Source organism: Gelidibacter gilvus (assembly GCF_004115975.1).
GTDB lineage: Bacteria > Bacteroidota > Bacteroidia > Flavobacteriales > Flavobacteriaceae > Gelidibacter > Gelidibacter gilvus.
In genome coordinates this window covers 242859-264069 of record NZ_SDDZ01000002.1, presented here as the reverse complement: position 1 = coordinate 264069, position 21211 = coordinate 242859, and the positions used below count along the sequence as shown (strand labels likewise).

The following is a 21211-nucleotide window of genomic DNA, read 5'->3' as shown; positions in this document are numbered from 1 at the left end:
AGCTCAAAACTCAAGCCTATGCAATTTGGTAGCGTTGACCATCCCCAAGATATAGATTTTTCATTACCAGCCGATCATATAGACACGTCTTCTGTGCTTTTTAAATCCGCAAATAAAGGCCAACCCAATATTTTTGTAGGATGTTCTCAATGGAGCAAAACGAAATTAAAAGGGTTTTATCCTGTAGGTACCAAAGATCCACTTACCTATTACGCTACACAGTTTAATTCGGTCGAACTGAACGCGACATTCTATCGCATTTTTCCGCCGGAAACCTTTACTACTTGGTATCATAAAACACCTGATGGATTTAAGTTTTTTCCGAAACTTTATCAAGATATAAGCCATTGGAAACGGTTGAAAGATGTAGATAATGTAGTGGACGATTATTTGTACAGCGCTGTAAATCTTAAGGAGAAGTTAGGAACGCTGTTTTTACAGATGCACACTAATTTTGCGCCTAAGGATTTTGATAGAGTGGAAGATTTTGCTAAATCATGGCCCACCGAAATTCCGCTTGCCGTCGAGTTTAGACATACGGATTGGTATAATGATCGTTCAGTAGCCGACCGTTTATATGATGTATTGGAAACCTATAACATTTCAAATATCATCGTTGATACTCCTGGCAGACGCGATTTAATGCACATGCGATTGACCAATGGGACCGCTTTTATTAGATTCGTGGGTGCAAACCATGAGAGTGATTATTCAAGATTGGATGAATGGGTAGAACGTCTAAAGAAGTGGAAACAAAACGGCATAAATGACATTAACTTTTTTGTACATCAGAATATTGAAAAAGAATCGCCTTTGCTTTCTGCATATTTAATTGAACGATTAAATACTGAGTTGGGGACGAATTTAAAAATCCCAAAAAAAGACCAAAATCAGAAGTTATTTTAGAACCATCTAAAAAATATAGATATGAAATTTCAAACACGTAAATGGGTAAAGCCACAAGATTTGAATCCTAACGGCACCCTATTTGGAGGCCTACTTTTAGCATGGATAGATGAAGAAGCGGCCTTATATACTGCCATACAATTGGACAACACAAAGGTTGTCACAAAATTTATTTCTGAAATTAACTTTATGAGTTCTGCCAAACAAGGCGACATTATTGAAATAGGGATGCAAATCGTGACGTTGGGGAATTCTTCGTTGACTTTAAAATGTGAAGCACGAAATATCATGACAAGAGCTATCATTTTGACCGTAGATAATATTGTGATGATCAATTTAGATGACACGGGCAAGCCAGCTGCGCACGGAAAAACTAAGGTTGAATTTATAAATGATCGATTAATTTAGAAGGTAAATTTTATATCCTATTTAACAAATAATGGGAAAGTGTTAACAACCTATATGTAGTATTAATCGTATATTTATTAGAAATATATGTAGTATTAATCGTATATTTATTAGAAACCAATATAACACTTATCACAATGAAAAAATTAGGGATTACACTTTTTATAGCGACGCTCTTTGTGTCCTGTTCACTATCAAAGGTTGAAAAATCTGCGAGGAAAACCGTTGATGGCAATTGGATGCTCAATTCTGTCACTTACGATGCACAAGGAGTTTTCAACACTACTTTATTTGATGATGTCACAACATCCTGTTTTGAGGACAGCCAATGGTTCTTTAGATCCAATAACAGTACGGGAACCTACAATATTATAAATCCTGATTGTTCAACTGGTGTCAGATACTACAGATGGGCAGCCAATGAAATTGGTAAGGATACGGGAGACTTTGAGTTCACCATGAAATTCACCGACGAAAAGAAAAAAGATCTTCAGGGCAAAACAGGCTTTAGAATGAAAATGAAATATTTGGACGATAACTCGATGCAAATCACCCAAACCATTCAATTTGAAGGAAAACCATTTAATATTAATTTAAACTTTACAAGAACAACTTTATAAAACTTTAATTATGAGAAATATATTCAAAACAATTGCACTTTTATTTATGGTCACGGCATTAATAAGTTGCGATGCAACAAGAAATGCAAATAATAAACAAAAAGGAACTGCTATTGGTGCCGGTGGTGGCGCCGTAATAGGTGGTGTTATAGGTAATAACGTAGGTAGCAAAAACAATTCAGCTTTAGGCGCCATTATAGGTGCTGTTGTAGGTGGTGTTGCAGGTAATTACATTGGCGACCGTATGGATAGACAAGCGGAACGTATTGAAGAAGAAATCCCAGGAGCTCAAGTGGAGCGTGTTGGGGAAGGGATAAATGTTGTTTTCGATGAAAGCAGTGGTGTTTATTTTGATACCAATAAACACAATATTAATGCCGCATCTTCAGCCACACTTAACAAGTTGGCAGATATATTTAAAGAGTATCCTGATACAAATATTTTGGTAGAAGGCCATACAGATAGCACCGGTCCGGACAAATTTAATATGACGCTTTCTAAACAAAGAGCGCAATCTGTATCCAGTTATTTATCTAGTCAAGGTATTTCATCTGGTCGATTTACTACCAACTGGTATGGTCCCAATCAGCCTAAGTATGATAACTCAACCGTAGAAGGGCGAGCTAAAAACAGACGTGTGGAATTGGCCATTATCGCTAACGATCAAATGAAAAAAGAAGCAAAGGAAAAAACAGGAAATTAAAAAAAACCTTATTCCAAGGTAATTTAAGCAGTCTTATTTAATTTAATAAGGCTGCTTTTTTATTAGGAGTTTTTCGATTCACTAATTTTTGGGAGCCTCAAAAATTGTTGGGGTCAATTCGAATAATTCCAAATCAAAATAGTTTATGGAAGAAAATATATGATCAAAGATATCAGACATTATAGATTCATAATTCACCCAGCGTATGTCATTGCTAAACGCATATATTTCTAATGGGATCCCTTGAGAAGTTGGTTGTAGCTGCCTCACCATTAAACTCATGTCTTTATGGATGCCTGGGTGACGCTCTATATAGGTTCGGAGATATATCCTAAAAACACCAAGGTTAGTCAGGTTACGACCGTTTACCAACGTCGATTGATCTATATTATTAATGCGATTGTACTCTGCGAGTTCTTCTTGTTTATCCTCCAGATATTTGGTGATAAGTTGGATTTTTTTTAAGTTTTCAATCTCTTCCTCCGAAAGAAAATGTATACTTTTTGATTTGATCAAAATAGATCTTTTAATACGTCGTCCTCCTGATGTCTGCATTCCTCTCCAATTTTTAAAGGACTCAGAAATTATGGCATAGGTTGGAATAGTAGTAATGGTTTTGTCAAAATTCTGGACCTGCACTGTCGAAAGGTTGATTTCAATGACATCGCCATCGGCACCATATTTATCCATAGTAATCCAATCGCCAATTCTCAATGTATCATTAATGGCTACTTGAATACTTGCTACAAAACCCAAGATGGTGTCCTTGAAAATCAACAAAAGAACTGCAGATGCAGCCCCGATAGTTGTAAAGAAACTCAGAAATGATAAATTGATTAGAACCGCAAGGCTAGAGGCCACACCAATAACCCATACAAATAGCATCACTACTTGAATGTAACTATCAATAGGTTTGTCCCGTAAACGTGGTAAAGTTTTGAAGTAGGATTCCAAGGTTCGCAATACACTTCTCAAAATCCAAATGGTCAGCAAAATACCGTAGACTTTCAGTAAAACAACCAAGAACGCCTCTATTTTGGGGTAATCTGTAAACACCAAAGGAAACACCTTGATTGTAATGAATAATGGTACCAAATGGGCCACGTTTTTCGGTGCCTTGTGGCTGACCAATAAATCGTCAAACTCGGTTTTTGTCTTTGACGCAAATTTTGTAAAGCTATTCACCAAGACTATTCTTGCTACAACATCTGTAATATAGATGACGAAAATTAGAATAGCCAATAATGTGAGCATGTTTAAAAACTTAGCCCAATCATCGGTAAAACCAAATTCACAGAAATAATCGTAAAAAAAGTGGCTGATTAAAAACATTAAACCGCCGTTTTTAAGTATCTCTTTTCAATATAAAACGTAGCAAAAGGAAGTAATGATGCCAACATGACAATGCCTAGAGTCTTAAAAGACCACTTTAATTTTGAACCAACCACTAATGCCAAGAGAATATAGGCTATAAATAACAGACCATGGGTCATTCCAATTGGATAGAGGAGGGTTTGATAAATGTCGGAATAGAAAGGTTTGATGAATAACATGTTGGCAAACAATACCAAATATGAAATACCTTCTAAAATGGCAACAGCCTTGAAGCTTTTTATTTGTGTAAACATGGTTTCTTAAATTTTATGCAAAAGTACCCATGATATCCTGTATTTGCTACCTTTTGATCAATTTTTTTATGAAAACGAAAGGATTTAAAACATTGTACATCTTACTCTCACGCATGTTGAGTATGATATAACCATTCCATATGGTCTTCATTTTGGAGGGATCGCTGGCACACAAATCCGTTTTTTAAATAAAAATGGTGCAAATGTTCTTCTTCGGTAAGGAGGAAGTAAAGTTGTTGAGGATCTTTTAATTTCAATTGGCTTAACCAAAAACTACCCAAGCTTTTGTTTCGATGTTGTTCTGAAATCCAAATAAATCCTAGATAGAGGTAGCCATTCTTAAACCAAATTTCAGCATCGGTTTCAAAATATTCAAAATGAGGAGGGGATTTATAAAAAACAATGCCACCTCCAACAATATTGGGACCGTCTTCAATGATATAAATTTTAGAATCGGTTTTATAAGTGTCCCAAAATGGGACAATTTCATCCTGCCAATCCTTAGGAAGAATCTGAAAGAATTGCTGCGGATCGGTTTTTAATTCTCTAAACGTAAAAGTTTCCATTTTGCACTTATAATAATCCCCAAGACCACAATCGGTCTGAGTCTTCAAACCATCTATCGCCAATATCTGTTCTGTAATACCCATTGTTGACAATCACGGAGTGAATCCTGTTGTTCATCATTTTTTGAGCATCGCGCATGGTTATTCCAGTACCCGTTACCAAAAGTGCAATTCCGGTATTGCCGGTAATCAACCATTCCTCATTTACTTTTTTGAGGTGCATAGGATGGATGCCTTCTTTCATATCTTTTCTAAACACAACAACAGCGTCTTTTGAAAACAATTCGAAGGTTTTTTTGTCATCATAAGGAAACGGAGGCACGACGATAAATGCACCCACCTGAAACCCTTTTTTAGTGGCTATTTTAAAATTCTGCCCAGAGGCAACTTTATAAAGCATTTCGCCAATAGGTTCAGTAATGCCCGCACGTTGGATGAATATTTGTGGGTAGCCAAAACGGGAGGTAAATTCTAAAGGATAAATCCCATTACCATTAACGATGCAATTGATATCAATATGGCCTATGAATTTATGTTTTGCCAATGAGGGTTCAAATTTTTTCAAGGTGGCATCAAAAATAGGGGATTGGTTGACCCAAAACATGCTGGAACCCATTTCGCCAGTTGACACACCCAATTCTTTTGGGAACAGTTTTTTATGCTCAAAAGTGATATTGAATGGTTGTAAAAATTCTTTTCCGTTAAAATATGCAGATACAGAAATCTCTACACCTTTTACTTTTTTCTGAAGTTGAAAATTTCCGAAGTCGTCACCCCACGATTTATCATAAGCCTTTAAGACCCGAATCACATCCAGCCCTTCATCATCGCTTCCAACAAACAACAATTGTTTTAACTCTTGTGTTTCACCAGAAGGTTTAATGACATAAGCATCCGGATGTTTTTCAACATAAGCTATAGCATCCTGAAAACTGAGAAATTCTTCAAAAGGCAAGGTTTTTATTTTGTGCTTCTGTAGTTCTTTTTGACCAAAATTCCGATCCAATTCGAGTTGGTCGGTGTATTCACTTCCACCAAAAACAATTTTTCCTGAAGCTCTTAATTCGGTACATTCCTTCCCAAACCCGGTATAGTCAAAAATTAAAATATCAGCCCAATCAATATGTTTTTTCCAATCCTTTACTTTTTTGACAAATCCAGTTCCGATCTCTCTAGATGGTTTGTCTTCAATATACAATTTAACGGCGTTGCCTTCATTTTGGGTGGCGTAGGCAATATCTAGAATCTCTCCCCAACGGGAAATAAATAAGAAGTTTTTTGGTAAGCTATTCGGCTTTTTCAAGATGTTTAATTGAGGAATTTAATTCTACGAAATTAATTGTTTTTTTGTTTCAAAATCGATTTGAAATAAAAAAAGACCGTTATTTCTAACAGTCTTTTTTCGGATTAATTAATTAACTTGAAATGTTATTCATTTGAGCCAATTAATGCAAAGAATTTATCTAAGTTTGGAAGGATCACAATACGTGTTCTTCTGTTTTTTGCTCTATTATCATTAGTGTCGTTCTCAGCAAGTGGTTTGAAAGAACTTCTACCTGAAGCAATCAATTTCTCAGGAGCAACACCATAATCATCTACTAATTTTCTAACTACTGAAGTGGCACGTAAAACACTTAAATCCCAGTTATCAGCAATTTTACTCGTTTTAATGCTTCTGGCATCAGTATGACCTTCTACCATAACTTCAACACTTGGCTCAGAATTGATGACATTTGCTAATTTTTGCAAAATATCATTCGCCTTATTGCTTACTCTATAGCTTGCAGTGTTAAACAACATCTTGTCTGAAATTGAAATCATGACAACCGTTTCATTAATGTCGATTGAAATATCTTCATCTTCATTAAGATTGCTCGAATCCATAGACTTGTTTAAGTTATAAGACAAAGCAAGATTCATAGAGTCTTTTAAAGTCTTAGCGCCCGCAAGTTTTGAAGCATCTACGTTTTGCAATGTTTTACGCATTGCTTTTTTCGTATCGTTAGAAATTACAGCAACATTGTCAACATTAACAAGCATCGCATCATTTTGTTCAGTAAGCGAATTGATTTTTTTGTTGTAGTTGTCAACTCTTGCTTGGATAGCGGCAAATTTATTCTCAAGATCCTCTTTTTCAACTTTAGTTTTTTGAAGTTCGCTCTTAATTTGACCGTTTTCAAGTTCTAAAGCGACATATTTCTTCTTAGAAACACATGATGTAAGCGCGATGGCAAGGATGAGTACAATTGAAATTTTTTTCATAATATTAATTTAATGGTTTAGTATATGTACGAGCGTCCACGGGTTATAGACGTGAGCCCGCCGGAAATTTTGGTTTATTTTAACATTTAAAGATTGCGATGCGCACATTAGGTGGGAGTTATGTAATCTCCTACATAAAACTGAATATGGTTTTTATTGAATAATAGTACTATGGTTTCATCAATCTTATTGAGAGAAATCCAAAAAATCTTAAAGGAAACAGTGACTATTTTCATACAATAAGATTCTTTATTTTTTTTTAGTGTTCTCAGAAGGATCTTCTTTTTCCAGACGTATGGGGAATCCCTTTTCTCCACCATACAGTTTTATTTCCTGAATATCTGCCGGTAAGTAGTAACCTTCTTTTTCTAAGGCTTCCTTGACGTTTCTTATAACATTACCTTTTGTAATCAGTGCCATTCTTCTAAAATCCTTGGTGTCTACCCAAAAGAAAACCTTCAAGTTTACGGTGCTTGTGGCCAATTCTTCTTCTATGACAAAATTCTCATGTTCGGCATCTTCAATGACTTTCGGTTCTTTGCGCAGTGTTTCCAGGATGGTTTTTTTAGCACCTTGTATATCGTCTTCGTAAGCAATGCCAATAATAAAATTCCATCTAAAAAAGCCATCTTCAGTATAATTGGTGACCGGTTTCCTGAGAACATCACTATTGGGTATATAGACGTCCTTGCCGTCAAAAGTCTTTAGTTTGGTGTATCTGAATTCCAAGTTTTTAACTTTGCCAAAATCAGTTCCAATTTCAACAGTATCATCAACATCAAAGGGTCTATTAAAAGCTAAAATGACACCTGCTATAAAATTCTCTCCGATGTCTTTAAATGCAAACCCGAACACTATAGCGCTTGCACCGGCAGCTGTTAAAATTGCCGTTGCAATACCTCCCATTCCGGCGGCTCTTAACGCAATCATAATAGCAAAAATAACCAACACGTATTTTATGGCTTGACCCAAGAATTTGCTCATAAGCGGGTCATGGGTTTTTGCATTGATCCGTTTTCTTGCAAACTGCCCAATCCATTTGGCTAGTAAAAAACCTAATGAAACAATGAGAACACCAATGCCAATTCCTGGTAATTGATCTATAAAGCTGTTGTAAAAATTGGTAAAGGATTCAGCAATGGTTATGGTCTTGTCCTGCATATATAGGAGAGGGTTGCTTTATAGGTGTTAATTGTGTCGTTTTGTTTTGTTAAATTTAGTGTTCATTACCATTCTCCTCCAAAGCATCATTATCTGGGCCACCTTGACTGTAGAGCTGGTTCTCCTCATCTTTCAAGTCCTTCTTTGAGCGGTCTTCCGGTAAAGTACGTCCGGGGATATCCAAATCCTTGCCCTCAAAATCAACTGGATGCGATCGATGATTTTTATCTAATTGTGAATCATCGCCACCATCCGTTCGTAAGTTTTTATGTTTTTTTCCTAACAAATCCTTATCATCTTTAGTGATATCTGAATCATACTTTTTAGGATTATTTTCTTTGTTTTTAGGTGTTTCCATCGTTCGAATATGTTTAATTCCACTTGAAGTTTAAATGTACATCTAATTGAAACCTAGAGTTAACGGATTTGAAACTAATGTTGATGCAAACAATAACAAGGTTACGCCTATGATGCCTATTTTTATGCAGATGGGTTCATATTAATTCGGGTAGGAGCAAGTATTGCCTATTTATTGGTGTAATTTTGAAAATAGCAGATGAATCAAAAATTGTAAGCAAATCCCTTCAAAATGAAATGATATGTCTGACAGTTGAGCTGATCATTTTCTAAATAATAATCTATGTTTTTTAAACTTTATTCAAATTATATTACTTAATGTCAAAACAACCCTTATTAACTTCATATACCATGGGCGACTTAAAGTTGCCTAACAGAATAGTAATGGCACCAATGACGCGCAGTCGTGCCGAGAACAGTGCCAATGCGCCTACAGAAGATTTGCATGTTCCTTATTACACCGAAAGAGCCACGGCAGGATTAATTATTACCGAAGGCTCACAAGTCTCAAAGGATGCTGTTGGCTATATTCATACTCCAGGAATCTATTCACAAAAACAGGTGGAAGGTTGGAGAAAAGTTACCAAATCTGTACATGAAGCTGGTGGGCGTATTTTTATTCAATTATGGCATGTTGGCCGTATGTCGCATCCTGATTTTCATAATGGCAATTTACCGTTGGCGCCGTCAGCTATCAATCCAAATTCAAAATCGTTCACTTCAGGAGGTTTCAAACCGACCGTCACCCCAAAGGAAATGACATTGGATGATATCAAAATCACCATTGCCGATTTCCAGAATGCAGCCAGAAACGCAGTAGAAGCTGGATTTGACGGCGTAGAGATCCACTCTTCCAATGGCTATCTATTCCATCAATATTTTAATGGCACCAGTAACCATCGTCAAGATCAATATGGCGGAAGTATAGAGAATAGAACGCGGTTTTTCTTTGAAACCTTAGAAGCCATTAAAGAGGTCATTCCACAGAATAGAATAGGCGTACGTTTCAATCCGTCACTGCATAATATATTTGGTATCACTATGGATAAAGACACGATTCCCACGTTTGATTACCTTATTGAGAAACTCGACAAAGATTATGATTTGGCGTATCTCCATTTGTCTGAGCCATTTAATGACGTCTCTAATATCGCGTTTGCAGAACCTCATATTGCAAAGCGTTACCGTCCAAAATATAAGGGCACTTTAATGATCAGTACAGGATTTGATCAAGAATCTGGCAATAAAGTCATTGCAGATGGTGATGCCGATTTAGTGTCTTTTGGCAAACTCTATGTTTCCAATCCAGATCTGGTGGGACGATTTAAAGAAAATTTGGCAACCACACCATGGGATGCGGCCACTTTTTATACTCGAGGAAAAGAAGGCTATACCACATACGAAACGAAAACTCGAGAGTTAATTCCAAATTCATAAAATAATGAGCACTACAGATAAACAAAAAAACTTTACAACAATAAATCCAACTTCTGAGAAAGAACTAAAGACGTATACCTATATGACAGATGAGGAGGCCGAAAACGCCGTCAAAAAATGTCATAAGGCTTATTTAAAATGGAGACATACACCAATTAAAGACCGCGCAAAAATCATTAAAGCCATTGGTCAGGAACTAATATCTCAAAAAGATAAATTCGCTACATTGATGACTGATGAAATGGGCAAGCTCCTAAGACAAAGCCATCAAGAAATTGAATTATGTGCAGGAATTTGTGATTTTACAGCCACCGAAGGCTTGACTATTTTGAAAGACGAAGAACGTGAATTGGCCGATGGAGGCAAAGGGATCATTACCTATTCACCAATAGGTGTTATTTACGGTATTCAACCTTGGAATTTTCCGGCCTATCAGGTGATTCGCTATTCCATAGCCAATCTAATGGCAGGAAACGGGGTCTTACTTAAGCATGCGAAAAACGTTACAGGTTCAGCATTATTATTAAAAGAAATTTATGAAACCGCTGGCCTTCCAAAAGATTTATTTACAGTATTGATTATTGATCATGACCAATCTGATAGAATCATCGAAAACGAATTGGTTCGCGGCGTCACTTTAACTGGAAGCTCTGAAGCTGGTAAAATCATTGCCAAGAAAGCGGGTAGTGTTTTGAAGAAAACCGTCTTGGAATTAGGAAGTAATGATGCGTACATGGTTTTAGAAGACGCTGATATAGCCATGGCGGCCAAAACCTGCGTTCAAGGACGTGTTTATAATAATGGTGAAACTTGTGTTTCAGCCAAACGCTTTATAGTAACAGAAAAAGTTTACGACGCATTCAAAGCAGTCTTTGTTGAAGGCATGAAAACCATTGTGACGGGAGATCCTAAAGAGAAATCGTCAAAAATGGGCCCCTTGGCACGAAAAGATTTACGTGAAAAGCTTCATGATCAAGTAGAGAAAAGTGTCCAGAAGGGAGCAACAATTATTTTAGGAGGAAAAATACCTAATGAGAAAGGATATTTCTATCCAGCCACAATCTTGGACAACGTCAAACCTGGGCAACCGGCTTATGATGATGAATTATTTGGTCCTGTAGCATCGCTAATTAAAGCAAAAGACGATGAAGATGCTATGCGGATTGCAAATGACAGTAGATTTGGACTGGGTGGTGGTATTTTCTCCAAGGACCAGAAAAAAGCAATCGAATTGGCACAAAACCATTTTGACACGGGAATGGTCAATATTAATTCCTTTGGATTGGCTCGACCAAATATGCCTTTTGGTGGGATCAAAAATTCAGGATACGGAAGAGAGCATGGAGGTTTTGGAATTCGTGAATTTGTAAATGCGAAATCAATTTTTATTCCAAAGAAAAATAAATAAAACATATGTAAAGTGCTAATGTGGAGCTATCTCAAACAGATACATGAGCATTTCGATTTTAAGATTTAACTTTAAAAACAAAAATTATGAAATTTAACAGAACAGCAAAAGCCCACTGGGAAGGTGGCGGAAAAGACGGAAAAGGATCTTTAACTACGGAAAGTGGCGTTTTAAAAGAATCGCCTTATGCATTTAAAACACGTTTTGAAGACGCGGTGGGCACCAATCCTGAAGAATTGATTGGAGCAGCACATGCCGGATGTTTTACTATGCAATTGAGCTTCTATTTGGTAGAAGAAGGTTTTACTGCGGAAAGCCTAGATACTCGAGCGAGAGTTTTCTTTGAAGATGGCAGCATTCCGAAAATTGAACTGGAACTTAAAGGAAAAGTGCCGGGAATGGACGAAAGTAAATTTAAAGAGCTTGCTAACAAATCCAAAGAAAACTGTCCGGTATCAAAATTATTGAATGCAGACATTAGCCTAAAAACAACGTTCGAGAAGTGATTTTCTAACCATTTCGTTTCCTGAATGCTATAAATCAATACTAAAGTAAAAGTAGATGAATACAACCATAAAAGCTTATGGCGCCAATGATGCCAAAGCAGATTTAAAACAAATGGACATTAAACGCAGGGCCTGTGGCGATGATGATGTTAAAATAGACATCAGCTATTGCGGCGTTTGCCATAGTGATATTCATACGGTAAGGAACGACTGGAAAAACTCAGGGTACCCTGTGGTTCCGGGGCATGAAATTGTGGGGAGAGTTGTGGAAATCGGTAAAAACGTGACCAAGTTTAAAGAAGGTGATTTGGTAGGTGTTGGCTGTATGGTCGATTCGTGTCAGGAGTGCTCAGCTTGTAAAGAGGACTTGGAACAGTTTTGCGAAAAAGGCATGATAGGAACCTACAATGGCAAGGATAAACATTTAGGCGGTCATACCTTTGGTGGCTACTCTACCTCGATAACGGTCAATAAGGAATTCGTTTTGACTATTCCTGAAAATATCGATGCCAAAGGTGCTGCACCTTTGTTATGTGCTGGAATTACCACTTGGTCACCACTTCGCGCTTGGAAGGTAAAAAAAGGCGATAAAGTAGGCGTTATTGGTTTGGGTGGTCTTGGACATATGGGCGTTAAATTTGCTAATGCTCTAGGTGCACACGTTGTAATGATCACTACCTCACCTGATAAAGCTAAAGATGCCAAAGCTCTTGGCGCGCATGAAGTCCTTATTTCTAAAGATCAAGACGAGATGAAAAAACACAGGAACAGTTTTGATTTTATTTTGAATACCATTCCAGTAGGGCATGAAATGGATCCGTACATCGCCCTCTTAAACCGCGATGCGACCATGGTTCTTGTTGGCGCCGTGGAGCCTTTAAAGCCCTTTCATGGCGGTGGACTTATTCTTGGACGAAAGCGCATTGCTGGTTCATTAATTGGTGGGATCAAGGAAACCCAAGAAATGTTGGATTTTTGTGGCGAACATAATATTGTGTCAGATATTGAACTTATTGATATAAAAGATATTAACAAGGCGTATGAACGTGTGATTGATTCTGATGTGAAATACCGATTTGTGATTGATATGGCATCTTTAAAGAGCTAATCAGAATACTGCAAATATCAAGATTAAAAGAGGCGTTTGAACGCCTCTTTTCTTATTTTTGCACATTCTTTTTCATTAGGAGTCCAACACAAAATAACCATGAGTAGTTCCAATAGCACACTCTTTATCATCCTTGCATTTTTCTCCATCTATGTGATTTGGGGTTCCACATATCTATTGAATAAAATTGCGGTATCAGAACTTCCTCCGTTTATGTTGGCTTCGATCCGATTCATCACCGCAGGCCTTCTTATCTTCATCATCGCTAAACTGATGGGGAAATCTTTAGCCATCACAAAAAGACAACTGGTTAATGTGTTTATTGCCGGATTCTTGTTTCTAACCCTCGGAAATGGCGTCGTGGTTTGGGCATTGAAATATGTTGATAGCGGATTTGCAGCCTTGGAAATATCGGCACAACCTCTAGTCGTATTAGTATTGATGCGTGTTTTTCAAGGAAAAAAGATTAAGGCAATGTCCGTTTTGGGGGTCATCTTAGGGATTGTTGGTATTTATTTATTGGTTAGTCAAAATGAAGTGGTCAGTAAAGAAGGCTCTATCATCGGGATGGTGATGATTTTCTTTTGTATGGTGAGTTGGGCTTCAGGAAGTCTATTTGTTGGAAACGCCGATTTGCCCAGCAATTACTTTGTAAATACAGGCTATCAAATGCTTGCTGGAGGTTTTATGTTGGTGATCGGAAGTTTGATTTTTGGGGAAGTTTGGAGTTTTCCTAATGTTTGGAGCGAAGAAGTTCAGTGGTCAATGATTTTACTTATTGTTTTTGGAAGTATTGTAGCCTTCACGTCTTTTAATTTTCTTCTGAAAAAAGTCTCACCGGATAAAGTGGCAACTTCTACCTATGTCAATCCAATTATCGCCTTATTGTTAGGCTGGTATTTTTTGAACGAAGTTATCACGACGCAATCCATTGTGGCGGCAATAGTTTTATTAACAGGCGTCTATTTTATCAACACTAAAAAGAAGTTGGTCATTTTTGCTCGGTTTCGTAAATAGAAATTAAATATCTTTAGGTTTTAATTTGATATGAATAAACAAGCACTCATAGACACCAGACGTCGCATTTCTCCATTCGTCCATAATACTCCTGTATTCACTTCACATCTATTAGATGATCTAGCAGGGGCAAAGCTATCTTTTAAATGTGAAAACTTTCAAAAAATGGGCGCGTTTAAAATGCGTGGCGCCACCAATGCCATCATGCAACTTTCTAAAGATCAGCAGGAGCGAGGTGTTGTGACCCATTCCTCAGGGAATTTTGCCCAGGCACTATCTCTTGCCGCAAGAAATTTGGGAGTCACTGCCTATATCGTCATGCCCAATAATGCCCCAAAAGTTAAGAAAGATGCCGTTTTGGGTTATGGTGGTCTAATAACACTCTGTGAACCAACTATTAAAGCAAGAGAACAAGCAGCTGCAAATCTAGTTGCCGAAAAAGGCGCGACTTTTATACATCCTTCTAACGATCTGAACGTGATATTAGGAAATGCCACGGTTGCCATGGAGCTATTAGAAGTGCATCCTGATTTGAACTTCCTCATTAGTCCTGTCGGAGGTGGTGGACTGATTGCTGGGACAGCTTTAGCCGCTCATTATTTCGCTCCGCAATGTTTGGTCATCGGTGGAGAACCAATGGCAGTGGACGACGCTTTCAGATCTTTGCAGTCCGGCCAAATTGAAACAAATCTCACAACGCATACTATTGCCGACGGATTGCGCACACAATTAGGCGATATCAATTTCCCAATATTACAGCAGCATCTGGATCATATTATTCGCGTGGAAGAGGACGATATTGTTAGTGCCATGAGACTAATTTGGGAGCGCTTAAAGATTGTGGTTGAACCTTCAAGTGCGGTAGCATTTGCTGCGGTATTGAAAAACAAGGCTTATTTCAAAGATAAAAAGGTGGGCATCATACTTTCTGGAGGCAATGTGGACTTGGATACTTTGAAATTCTCCTGAATCAGCCTACCACTTATCGTCTAAATTTGACGTTCGTATAAGCGACTTACCTTTTGTCGTTTATATTGAACGTTCGTGTATTTTTTTTCCCAACAGGGCGACAATCGATTAATTTTGAGTGAATTAATAATTGTTTTCCCATGAAAAAATTAGTTTACCTACTGTCGCTTTCACTTCTTTTAGGCAATTTTCACACTGTAAATGCACAAGAGTCTCCTGAAGAACTTCCTGAAAATTACCTGACCCGTCATGCTATTTATGATTACTCCGATAATGAATTGACCAATACGGATTCCATTCCTGACTATGCATCAAAATCTAATCCTTTAAAAATTACAGGTACTGTTTTTTTAAGTGACGGCATTACGCCAGCAAAAGATGTTATTCTATATATCAATCAAGCCGATGAACAGGGCAATTATGAATTGAAAAAAGAGCATGATAAGCGTTATGTCTATCATAGAGGTTGGGTTAAAACAGATGCCGATGGTCAGTACTCGTTCTATACCTTTATTCCAGGAAAAGAAAGACGAAGCAATGATTTCAAGAAAATTCATTTGGTGATCAAAGATCCAAATAGTATTGAAATTAACGGATTTGATTTGATATTTGACAACGATCCACTTTTAACAAAATCCTGTCGTAGAAAAATCGCTAAAAATGGTATGGATAATATCCTGAAACCAGAAAAGAAAGAAACAATTTCTGTAGCTACCAAGAACATTGTCTTAAACGAACAACGAATTGAATACGCGAAAAAATAGACTATAATAGCGTTGTTGTCAGATAAGGAATCAAGATGTTTCGATAAGCTCAGCAATCTCCTCTTCGCTTACAGAATAAAGACTTGATCGTAACTAATTATCAAACAACTAGTGTTTAATCTACAATTATCCATTCACTTTGCATAGAAATAGTATCTAAAATACTATATAGTCCCTAACAAAAAAATCCCGCAAATTGCGGGATTTTTTGATCTACATTTCAAATGTTCTAATTCTTCATTTCGTTGACTTCCTTTTGGATGTCAGCAACTTCTTTTTTGGCGCCAGTTTTCAAGTCGTCAAATTTATTCTTGACGGTTGTTTCAACGTCATTATAAGTATCTTTTACTCTTTGACCGACTTCATTAACCTTGCCGTGGAGTTCTTCTTTTTTCTCTGGAGATAAATTTTTATATTTCCACCAGGCGTATACACCTGCTCCAATTCCTAATAAGGCCAAAAGACCTTTTCCTTGTTGTTTTTTCATGTTGTTTGATTTTTATTAAAGATAAGAAATTTCAAAACCAATCAGGATTTTTACCCGCCTATTGTGATAACTTTAATACGTCATTATGATAATATTAATATTTCTGAAATACTTACTATGATGTTGGATACCTGCAATCCAGCCATTAGAAATTGGAGCGTGATAAATCATAATAGTGGAGATAGAAGGGTATTTCTAATTTGGAATCCGCTTTTAATTGAATTTAAACTCAACCAAATGAATGGATGCCGTGCCGTTGACCGCTTCATTGGAGATATACAGATCTGCATCATCACTAAAGGTCATGCCTTCTGGCTGTGGAAAATTTATTTCATCCAACTTGTACACGGTTTTTAAAGTACCATGTTGATCTAAAATCAATAACTTGGGATTTTTACCTTCCAGAACATAAATATCATTGGTTTTAGGATGTACGGCAATTTCTGAAGGATTGAACGTCTTGTGTAACTTTTTACCTTGGTATTTGTTTAAAGCCTCTGCATTCATTTCAATTTTATAAGTGGGCGAATTAACATCGGCAGTTTTGGAAGTCATTGAGATCTTATAAATACCCTTAAACTCGTCGTGGGCATCTTTGTCTTTTGGAGCGGTCAATAAAGATTTATCTTTTGCGGAATAGGTCAAGGATTCCATATTATTGGCAGCTTCAAAACCGGTTTTGTAAGAACTAATGGTTCTGTTGGTTTCCCTCCAATCTTTTATTTCATACAATAACCCATCACTTTGCATCACGTATAAATCGGTGTTGTGGAGGGCAATACCTTCATAATCGCCATTTCCAGCAAAAGGAATTTCCTCAGTAATGGATCTTTCATCAAGATCATACATATAAATGATTCCATTTTCATCCTGAACACAGGCCAGAGTGTGTGCATCAATCCAAACAATGCCACTGATCTCATCCAATTCTGTGGGTAATTCCCAAGTTTCAGAAATCGTATAATTATCACTTCCTTCAGTGATTTCTGCATTTGCTTGACTCACTTTAGAAAAACCTATAATACCTATTCCGATTAAAATCGTAACAAAAAGACCTATAAAAAGACTGGATTTTCTCATACTATTATTTTCTATGTCAAAGGTCTGTTTTAAATCTGAAAACAATTGGGAATGGAAGTGGGATAGCTTTTATTTAATATAGTTTTAACGACTATTTATGAAAATGTAAGCTAAACACGTGCTGTTCGGTAAAAGAATAATCCAATTGAATCCCATACTTCTCTGAAATGGCTTTTGCAATGGCTAAGCCAAGTCCCGTAGATTTGTTGTCATTGCTCAGTTTCTTAAATCTTAAAAATATAACGCTCCTGTCCAAAGCTTCTAAAACACCAAAATTGCGGATTGAAATTGTTTTTTGATGAATTTGTATTGTTACGGTAGTATTCTTTTGGCCATGGACAATGGCGTTTTTGATAAGATTCGTTAAAAGTATTATCGCAAGATCCTTATTCATTTGAAAATTCAAATTTCCCACCGATTCCAACTGCAAGTCGATATTTTTATGGGCTGCCAAATCTTCAAAATCTCCAATGATTTCGGCAGTCAGACGATTAAAATCAATCACTTCCTCATCGATAAATTGCCTGTTCTCAATTTTTGATAATAGGAGAAGGGATTTGTTCAATCTCGTCAATCGGCCAAGATTGTCCAAAATAGAAACCATGGTTTTAACATCAGCTTCTGGTAAATTGGTATTTTCAAGAAACAGTTCCAATTTATTAATGCTAATGGCCAAAGGCGTTTGCAACTCGTGCGATGCATTTTCGATAAAATGTTGCTGTTCCAAATAACGTGCTCTGCTTTGGTCAATAAGCGTTGTAACCGAGCTATTGAGAAGTTTGAACTCTTCAATAGTCGTGTCCATGGTTTTAATTTGATGGTTCTTTTCAATTCTGAAATCGCGCAGTTGCCCCATCAAGCTATGAAAAGGTCTCCATATTTTTTTGAGCATCCAATTATTTAGAACGACAATGGTGATCATAAGTGAGGCGTAAAGAACAATCAAATACAGCACCAAATCCTGAATCAAATCATCCTCTTCAACCATTGAGGTAATGAACTTTACCTTATAATATTGATCATTATAGGCCAATCGGGTTTCATAGACACGAACAGGTTCAAAATCCTTTTCATTGAGCATGTACATTAAAGTATCCGAATAACGATCTTCAAACCTCTCGTAATGATTTTTAGATATAGGTGTGATATCGTGATTCCACAGATCAAGATCATTATGTTGAAGGATTGCAGGATTCGTAGGGAGCCTTTGCAACAGCAATACTTTTTGGTTTTCGAGACCATCATCCAGACTATCATAAATTTCATCGAGCATGGCATAATAGAAAATAAATGCCCAAATAGTGAGGAGTGGCACTAAAAGAATGGCGAGGTATTTTGAGGTATGATTGAGCAGTTTCATTAGAGGATCTCTAGTTTGTAGCCTACGCCATAAACGGCCTCAATGCTGATAGTGGCATGTTCCAGTTTTTTGCGCAGGTTCTTGATTTGCGAATAAATAAAATCAAAACTATCGGATTGGTCAATATGATCGCCCCAAACATGCTCTGCCAAAGCTGATTTGGTTACTAATCTTGTTTTATTAGTGATGAGATACATTAAGATATCATATTCCTTTCTGTTAAGCGCAATGTTATTAGTGTCGATGGTCACCTGTCTGCTTTCAGGATGGATGCACACGTTTCCGATATGGATTTGTGGATTCCCATCAAAATGACGTCGTCTTAAAACGGCTTTTACACGAGCATGCAATTCCGCCATATGAAAGGGCTTTGGCAAGTAATCATCAGCACCTAAATTGAGGCCTTCCAGTCGATCGTCCAAGGAATCTTTGGCTGATACAATGATGACACCTTCATCCTTTCCGCTTAATTTCAATTCTTTTAAAAGTTCAAGCCCATTGCCGTCCGGAAGAGTGATGTCCAACAAAATACAATCATAATCGTAAACGGCAATTTTATGGAGCGCGGATTTGTAATCAGAAGCTGTTTCTACAATATAATGTTCTCGCTCTAAAGTTTGCGCCATGTTTTCAAGCATTTCAGGTTCATCTTCTATAATCAACAATTTCATCTTATGGTAGTTTAAGCAATTGTAATATTGAAATCTAAAATCATTTAGGAATCCCTCTAAAATAAAGAAAAAGAACGCTGGCAAGAGCGTTAATGAGCATTAGTTTTGGGAAAAACTTAACGAATGATCATCCCAAATTCCTAATTCATTACAGTTTTGAGAGCTTTCTTTGTTTTAAATTAAAAACCATAAAAGATGAAAAACTTAAAAATAGCCGCATTTTTATTGTTTGCAACAGCAGCAGTAAGTGCACAAGATTTAAAAACAGATGAAGTGCCAGCAAATTTACAATCCAAATTCAATACAGCCTATACAAATGTTACGGATGTGGAATGGGAAAAGAAAGGAGACCATTATAAGGTTGAATTTGAAATAAACAAAATGGATCATGACGTTTGGTATGATGCTGAAGGCAATGTCATCAAATCAGAAATAGAGATTTCTGCAAGTGAACTGCCATCCGCCATTTCTTCTGCAGTTAAAGCGAGATATGCCGATTATAAAATTGACACCGTAGAAGTGAGCGAAGAAGGTGGTAAGAAAACTTATGAAGTAGAAATTGAAAAAGGCTGGACTAAAGAACGAAAGCTTATTTTGGATGCTTCTGGTAAGATATTACATGATAAAGAAGATTGATTTTTATTAAAGTGAAGTTGATCAGTAATTAGTAGTGAAAGGGATTGGAACTTGGTTTCAGTCTCTTTTTTATATCATTTAAATCAGTTCAAGAGAAAATCCATCTTTGAAAAGATTGATATTCTGTTTCAGAGTTTATGAAACAAAAATTTAGCGGCACCTTTCTCGTTCCAAGTTAACATGGAGGTCAATTGATGCCACTATCGATGGCGTTTTAAATACAAAAAAAATGAGATTACTCAGGAGTATCCGAATCCTCTTTTTTCTTACCACTCATCATAAAGTTAATGAGAATGCCCACCAAAGTGACGCAAACTATAGCGAAAATGACGATCATGAAGACACCGTTGTTCCAATTAGCATCTAAAAGTAAAGGTTGATACATGGTTATTATGTTTTGATTTTTGGTAAAACTATAGCATAAAGGTATCAAAAAACATGATTATTATCAGTAATACTGAGGCTTTTTAATCCTTGTTGGGATATTTGTCTTAAAACTTTGAGTATCACTTGAAAATAGATTGCAAATCACTTTATAAGAAATGTAAATTGTATAATTTTGCAGGTTGATAAATATCACCTAAAATGAAAGCATATATTGTATTGGTCTTGTTGTTCTTTTCAATAAGTTCAGTCGCACAAATTGATTATAAAAGACAATTGGACAGTTTGACTATTGTTCACAAAGTATGCACTATAGAAAACAGCATCAGGAACCAACGTGTCAAGTTGGACCATCTGAGAAAGCAAAAGCAAAGTCTCAATTCGCAACTTGCAGAGATCCAAAGCTTCAAACTGGGCCGTACTGACGTTGAAAAAGAAGCTCAATTATCCGAAATAAATCTCTTAATTGAAGCTAATGCCACTGCACTTACTGCCGCAGGCGTGCAATTGACTACCCTCATCAACGAACTTGTGTTGGCGAATGAGGATGTCAAAGACTTACAAAATCAATAAATCCTAGACTGAATAATTTTGTCAAGCCTCTAAATCGAACTATTTTTAGTTACTGAGACACCTATCAAAAAGATGTTTTAACTCAGAGGATTTATAAGCTTAAGTCACTTAAATCACACGTTTAAACATCTTGAAGTTGAAATTCAAAGGAATTTTAGCAATGGTTATTTAGCGACTTAAGCTGTATTGGTTTTATAAAA

General features: G+C 36.7%; 25 protein-coding genes. 13 read left to right on the top strand and 12 right to left on the bottom strand.

Annotated elements, in window-relative coordinates:
* The first annotated feature begins 18 nt into the window (after window positions 1-18).
* The 4 genes from ESZ48_RS05190 (at window position 19) to ESZ48_RS05175 (ending at window position 2637) form a co-directional block, all read left to right on the top strand.
* Window positions 19-906: a DUF72 domain-containing protein gene (locus ESZ48_RS05190; protein ID WP_129016267.1), complete on the top strand. Its 888-nt coding sequence runs from the start codon at window positions 19-21 to the stop codon at window positions 904-906.
* Window positions 907-927: 21 nt separating this feature from the next.
* Complete coding sequence (locus tag ESZ48_RS05185) at window positions 928-1314, top strand: acyl-CoA thioesterase (RefSeq protein WP_129016266.1); 387 nt, start codon at window positions 928-930, stop codon at window positions 1312-1314.
* A gap of 137 nt (window positions 1315-1451) precedes the next feature.
* Complete coding sequence (locus tag ESZ48_RS05180; RefSeq protein ID WP_129016265.1) at window positions 1452-1934, top strand: lipocalin family protein; 483 nt, start codon at window positions 1452-1454, stop codon at window positions 1932-1934.
* 10 nt (window positions 1935-1944) lie between these two features.
* Window positions 1945-2637 carry an OmpA family protein gene (locus ESZ48_RS05175; RefSeq protein ID WP_129016264.1) on the top strand — a complete coding sequence of 231 codons (693 nt, stop codon included), beginning with the start codon at window positions 1945-1947 and terminating at the stop codon, window positions 2635-2637.
* 81 nt (window positions 2638-2718) lie between these two features.
* On the opposite strand, the gene ESZ48_RS05170 is transcribed toward ESZ48_RS05175, so the two are convergent.
* The 7 genes from ESZ48_RS05170 to ESZ48_RS05140 form a co-directional block, all read right to left on the bottom strand.
* Entirely contained in the window at window positions 2719-3969 is a 1251-nt protein-coding gene (locus tag ESZ48_RS05170; protein WP_129016263.1) for a mechanosensitive ion channel family protein, read from the bottom strand.
* A complete protein-coding gene (locus ESZ48_RS05165) occupies window positions 3969-4265 on the bottom strand; it encodes a DUF3817 domain-containing protein (RefSeq protein WP_129016262.1) in 297 nt (98 codons plus the stop codon). Before ESZ48_RS05165 ends, ESZ48_RS05170 begins: the two co-directional genes overlap by 1 nt.
* A 107-nt stretch (window positions 4266-4372) precedes the next feature.
* Window positions 4373-4831, bottom strand: a complete 459-nt coding sequence (locus ESZ48_RS05160) for a GNAT family N-acetyltransferase (protein ID WP_129016261.1) — start codon at window positions 4829-4831, stop codon at window positions 4373-4375.
* 7 nt (window positions 4832-4838) lie between these two features.
* Window positions 4839-6134, bottom strand: coding sequence for a phosphoribosylamine--glycine ligase (locus ESZ48_RS05155; protein ID WP_129016260.1), 1296 nt, complete (start codon window positions 6132-6134; stop codon window positions 4839-4841).
* Between the two features lie 125 nt (window positions 6135-6259).
* The gene (locus ESZ48_RS05150) at window positions 6260-7093 is read right to left on the bottom strand and encodes an OmpA/MotB family protein (protein WP_129016259.1); all 834 of its coding nucleotides are present in this window, start codon (window positions 7091-7093) and stop codon (window positions 6260-6262) included.
* Window positions 7094-7342: 249 nt separating this feature from the next.
* A complete protein-coding gene (locus ESZ48_RS05145) occupies window positions 7343-8254 on the bottom strand; it encodes a mechanosensitive ion channel family protein (protein WP_129016258.1) in 912 nt (303 codons plus the stop codon).
* A 55-nt stretch (window positions 8255-8309) separates the two neighbouring features.
* Window positions 8310-8612 (bottom strand): hypothetical protein, encoded by a 303-nt coding sequence (locus ESZ48_RS05140; protein ID WP_129016257.1) that lies wholly within the window; start codon window positions 8610-8612, stop codon window positions 8310-8312.
* Window positions 8613-8929: 317 nt separating this feature from the next.
* On the opposite strand from ESZ48_RS05140, the gene ESZ48_RS05135 reads away from it, so the two are divergent.
* From ESZ48_RS05135 to ESZ48_RS05105, 7 genes are all read left to right on the top strand, one after another.
* On the top strand, window positions 8930-10048 hold the full coding sequence (locus tag ESZ48_RS05135) for an alkene reductase (protein WP_129016256.1): 1119 nt from the start codon (window positions 8930-8932) through the stop codon (window positions 10046-10048).
* A 4-nt stretch (window positions 10049-10052) separates the two neighbouring features.
* The gene (locus ESZ48_RS05130; protein WP_129016255.1) at window positions 10053-11456 is read left to right on the top strand and encodes an NAD-dependent succinate-semialdehyde dehydrogenase; all 1404 of its coding nucleotides are present in this window, start codon (window positions 10053-10055) and stop codon (window positions 11454-11456) included.
* Between the two features lie 86 nt (window positions 11457-11542).
* Window positions 11543-11962, top strand: coding sequence for an OsmC family protein (locus ESZ48_RS05125; RefSeq protein ID WP_129016254.1), 420 nt, complete (start codon window positions 11543-11545; stop codon window positions 11960-11962).
* 55 nt (window positions 11963-12017) lie between these two features.
* Window positions 12018-13070 carry an NAD(P)-dependent alcohol dehydrogenase gene (locus ESZ48_RS05120; protein WP_129016253.1) on the top strand — a complete coding sequence of 351 codons (1053 nt, stop codon included), beginning with the start codon at window positions 12018-12020 and terminating at the stop codon, window positions 13068-13070.
* Window positions 13071-13169: 99 nt separating this feature from the next.
* Window positions 13170-14087, top strand: a complete 918-nt coding sequence (locus ESZ48_RS05115) for an EamA family transporter (RefSeq protein ID WP_129016252.1) — start codon at window positions 13170-13172, stop codon at window positions 14085-14087.
* A gap of 30 nt (window positions 14088-14117) precedes the next feature.
* Window positions 14118-15056, top strand: coding sequence for a pyridoxal-phosphate dependent enzyme (locus ESZ48_RS05110; protein ID WP_129016251.1), 939 nt, complete (start codon window positions 14118-14120; stop codon window positions 15054-15056).
* Window positions 15057-15196: 140 nt separating this feature from the next.
* Window positions 15197-15820: a peptidase associated/transthyretin-like domain-containing protein gene (locus ESZ48_RS05105; protein WP_129016250.1), complete on the top strand. Its 624-nt coding sequence runs from the start codon at window positions 15197-15199 to the stop codon at window positions 15818-15820.
* A 229-nt stretch (window positions 15821-16049) separates the two neighbouring features.
* Here ESZ48_RS05105 and ESZ48_RS05100 read toward each other — a convergent pair whose 3' ends face one another.
* The 4 genes from ESZ48_RS05100 to ESZ48_RS05085 form a co-directional block, all read right to left on the bottom strand.
* Window positions 16050-16307, bottom strand: a complete 258-nt coding sequence (locus ESZ48_RS05100) for a YtxH domain-containing protein (protein WP_129016249.1) — start codon at window positions 16305-16307, stop codon at window positions 16050-16052.
* A gap of 213 nt (window positions 16308-16520) precedes the next feature.
* Window positions 16521-17387 (bottom strand): SdiA-regulated domain-containing protein, encoded by an 867-nt coding sequence (locus ESZ48_RS05095; RefSeq protein WP_129016248.1) that lies wholly within the window; start codon window positions 17385-17387, stop codon window positions 16521-16523.
* Window positions 17388-17478: 91 nt separating this feature from the next.
* Window positions 17479-18747, bottom strand: coding sequence for a sensor histidine kinase (locus ESZ48_RS05090; RefSeq protein ID WP_129016247.1), 1269 nt, complete (start codon window positions 18745-18747; stop codon window positions 17479-17481).
* Window positions 18747-19418 carry a response regulator transcription factor gene (locus tag ESZ48_RS05085; RefSeq protein WP_129016246.1) on the bottom strand — a complete coding sequence of 224 codons (672 nt, stop codon included), beginning with the start codon at window positions 19416-19418 and terminating at the stop codon, window positions 18747-18749. Before ESZ48_RS05085 ends, ESZ48_RS05090 begins: the two co-directional genes overlap by 1 nt.
* 195 nt (window positions 19419-19613) lie before the next feature.
* On the opposite strand from ESZ48_RS05085, the gene ESZ48_RS05080 reads away from it, so the two are divergent.
* On the top strand, window positions 19614-20054 hold the full coding sequence (locus ESZ48_RS05080; RefSeq protein ID WP_129016245.1) for a PepSY-like domain-containing protein: 441 nt from the start codon (window positions 19614-19616) through the stop codon (window positions 20052-20054).
* Between the two features lie 235 nt (window positions 20055-20289).
* Here ESZ48_RS05080 and ESZ48_RS19240 read toward each other — a convergent pair whose 3' ends face one another.
* Entirely contained in the window at window positions 20290-20439 is a 150-nt protein-coding gene (locus tag ESZ48_RS19240) for a hypothetical protein (RefSeq protein ID WP_190246199.1), read from the bottom strand.
* Between the two features lie 200 nt (window positions 20440-20639).
* On the opposite strand from ESZ48_RS19240, the gene ESZ48_RS05075 reads away from it, so the two are divergent.
* The gene (locus ESZ48_RS05075; RefSeq protein WP_129016244.1) at window positions 20640-21011 is read left to right on the top strand and encodes a hypothetical protein; all 372 of its coding nucleotides are present in this window, start codon (window positions 20640-20642) and stop codon (window positions 21009-21011) included.
* The last annotated feature ends 200 nt before the right edge of the window (window positions 21012-21211 follow it).

Excerpts from the sequence above, each read along its gene's own strand:
- ESZ48_RS05120 (WP_129016253.1), top strand. The coding sequence starts at position 12,018 with ATGAATACAACCATAAAAGCTTATGGCGCCAATGATGCCAAAGCAGAT.
- ESZ48_RS05165 (WP_129016262.1), bottom strand. The coding sequence starts at position 4,265 with ATGTTTACACAAATAAAAAGCTTCAAGGCTGTTGCCATTTTAGAAGGT.
- ESZ48_RS05105 (WP_129016250.1), top strand. The coding sequence starts at position 15,197 with ATGAAAAAATTAGTTTACCTACTGTCGCTTTCACTTCTTTTAGGCAAT.
- ESZ48_RS05095 (WP_129016248.1), bottom strand. The coding sequence starts at position 17,387 with ATGAGAAAATCCAGTCTTTTTATAGGTCTTTTTGTTACGATTTTAATC.
- ESZ48_RS05110 (WP_129016251.1), top strand. The coding sequence starts at position 14,118 with ATGAATAAACAAGCACTCATAGACACCAGACGTCGCATTTCTCCATTC.
- ESZ48_RS19240 (WP_190246199.1), bottom strand. The coding sequence starts at position 20,439 with ATGTATCAACCTTTACTTTTAGATGCTAATTGGAACAACGGTGTCTTC.
- ESZ48_RS05080 (WP_129016245.1), top strand. The coding sequence starts at position 19,614 with ATGAAAAACTTAAAAATAGCCGCATTTTTATTGTTTGCAACAGCAGCA.
- ESZ48_RS05100 (WP_129016249.1), bottom strand. The coding sequence starts at position 16,307 with ATGAAAAAACAACAAGGAAAAGGTCTTTTGGCCTTATTAGGAATTGGA.
- ESZ48_RS05140 (WP_129016257.1), bottom strand. The coding sequence starts at position 8,612 with ATGGAAACACCTAAAAACAAAGAAAATAATCCTAAAAAGTATGATTCA.
- ESZ48_RS05190 (WP_129016267.1), top strand. The coding sequence starts at position 19 with ATGCAATTTGGTAGCGTTGACCATCCCCAAGATATAGATTTTTCATTA.
- ESZ48_RS05145 (WP_129016258.1), bottom strand. The coding sequence starts at position 8,254 with ATGCAGGACAAGACCATAACCATTGCTGAATCCTTTACCAATTTTTAC.
- ESZ48_RS05125 (WP_129016254.1), top strand. The coding sequence starts at position 11,543 with ATGAAATTTAACAGAACAGCAAAAGCCCACTGGGAAGGTGGCGGAAAA.
- ESZ48_RS05085 (WP_129016246.1), bottom strand. The coding sequence starts at position 19,418 with ATGAAATTGTTGATTATAGAAGATGAACCTGAAATGCTTGAAAACATG.
- ESZ48_RS05130 (WP_129016255.1), top strand. The coding sequence starts at position 10,053 with ATGAGCACTACAGATAAACAAAAAAACTTTACAACAATAAATCCAACT.
- ESZ48_RS05075 (WP_129016244.1), top strand. The coding sequence starts at position 20,640 with ATGAAAGCATATATTGTATTGGTCTTGTTGTTCTTTTCAATAAGTTCA.
- ESZ48_RS05180 (WP_129016265.1), top strand. The coding sequence starts at position 1,452 with ATGAAAAAATTAGGGATTACACTTTTTATAGCGACGCTCTTTGTGTCC.
- ESZ48_RS05115 (WP_129016252.1), top strand. The coding sequence starts at position 13,170 with ATGAGTAGTTCCAATAGCACACTCTTTATCATCCTTGCATTTTTCTCC.
- ESZ48_RS05160 (WP_129016261.1), bottom strand. The coding sequence starts at position 4,831 with ATGGAAACTTTTACGTTTAGAGAATTAAAAACCGATCCGCAGCAATTC.
- ESZ48_RS05135 (WP_129016256.1), top strand. The coding sequence starts at position 8,930 with ATGTCAAAACAACCCTTATTAACTTCATATACCATGGGCGACTTAAAG.
- ESZ48_RS05185 (WP_129016266.1), top strand. The coding sequence starts at position 928 with ATGAAATTTCAAACACGTAAATGGGTAAAGCCACAAGATTTGAATCCT.
- ESZ48_RS05170 (WP_129016263.1), bottom strand. The coding sequence starts at position 3,969 with ATGTTTTTAATCAGCCACTTTTTTTACGATTATTTCTGTGAATTTGGT.
- ESZ48_RS05090 (WP_129016247.1), bottom strand. The coding sequence starts at position 18,747 with ATGAAACTGCTCAATCATACCTCAAAATACCTCGCCATTCTTTTAGTG.
- ESZ48_RS05150 (WP_129016259.1), bottom strand. The coding sequence starts at position 7,093 with ATGAAAAAAATTTCAATTGTACTCATCCTTGCCATCGCGCTTACATCA.
- ESZ48_RS05175 (WP_129016264.1), top strand. The coding sequence starts at position 1,945 with ATGAGAAATATATTCAAAACAATTGCACTTTTATTTATGGTCACGGCA.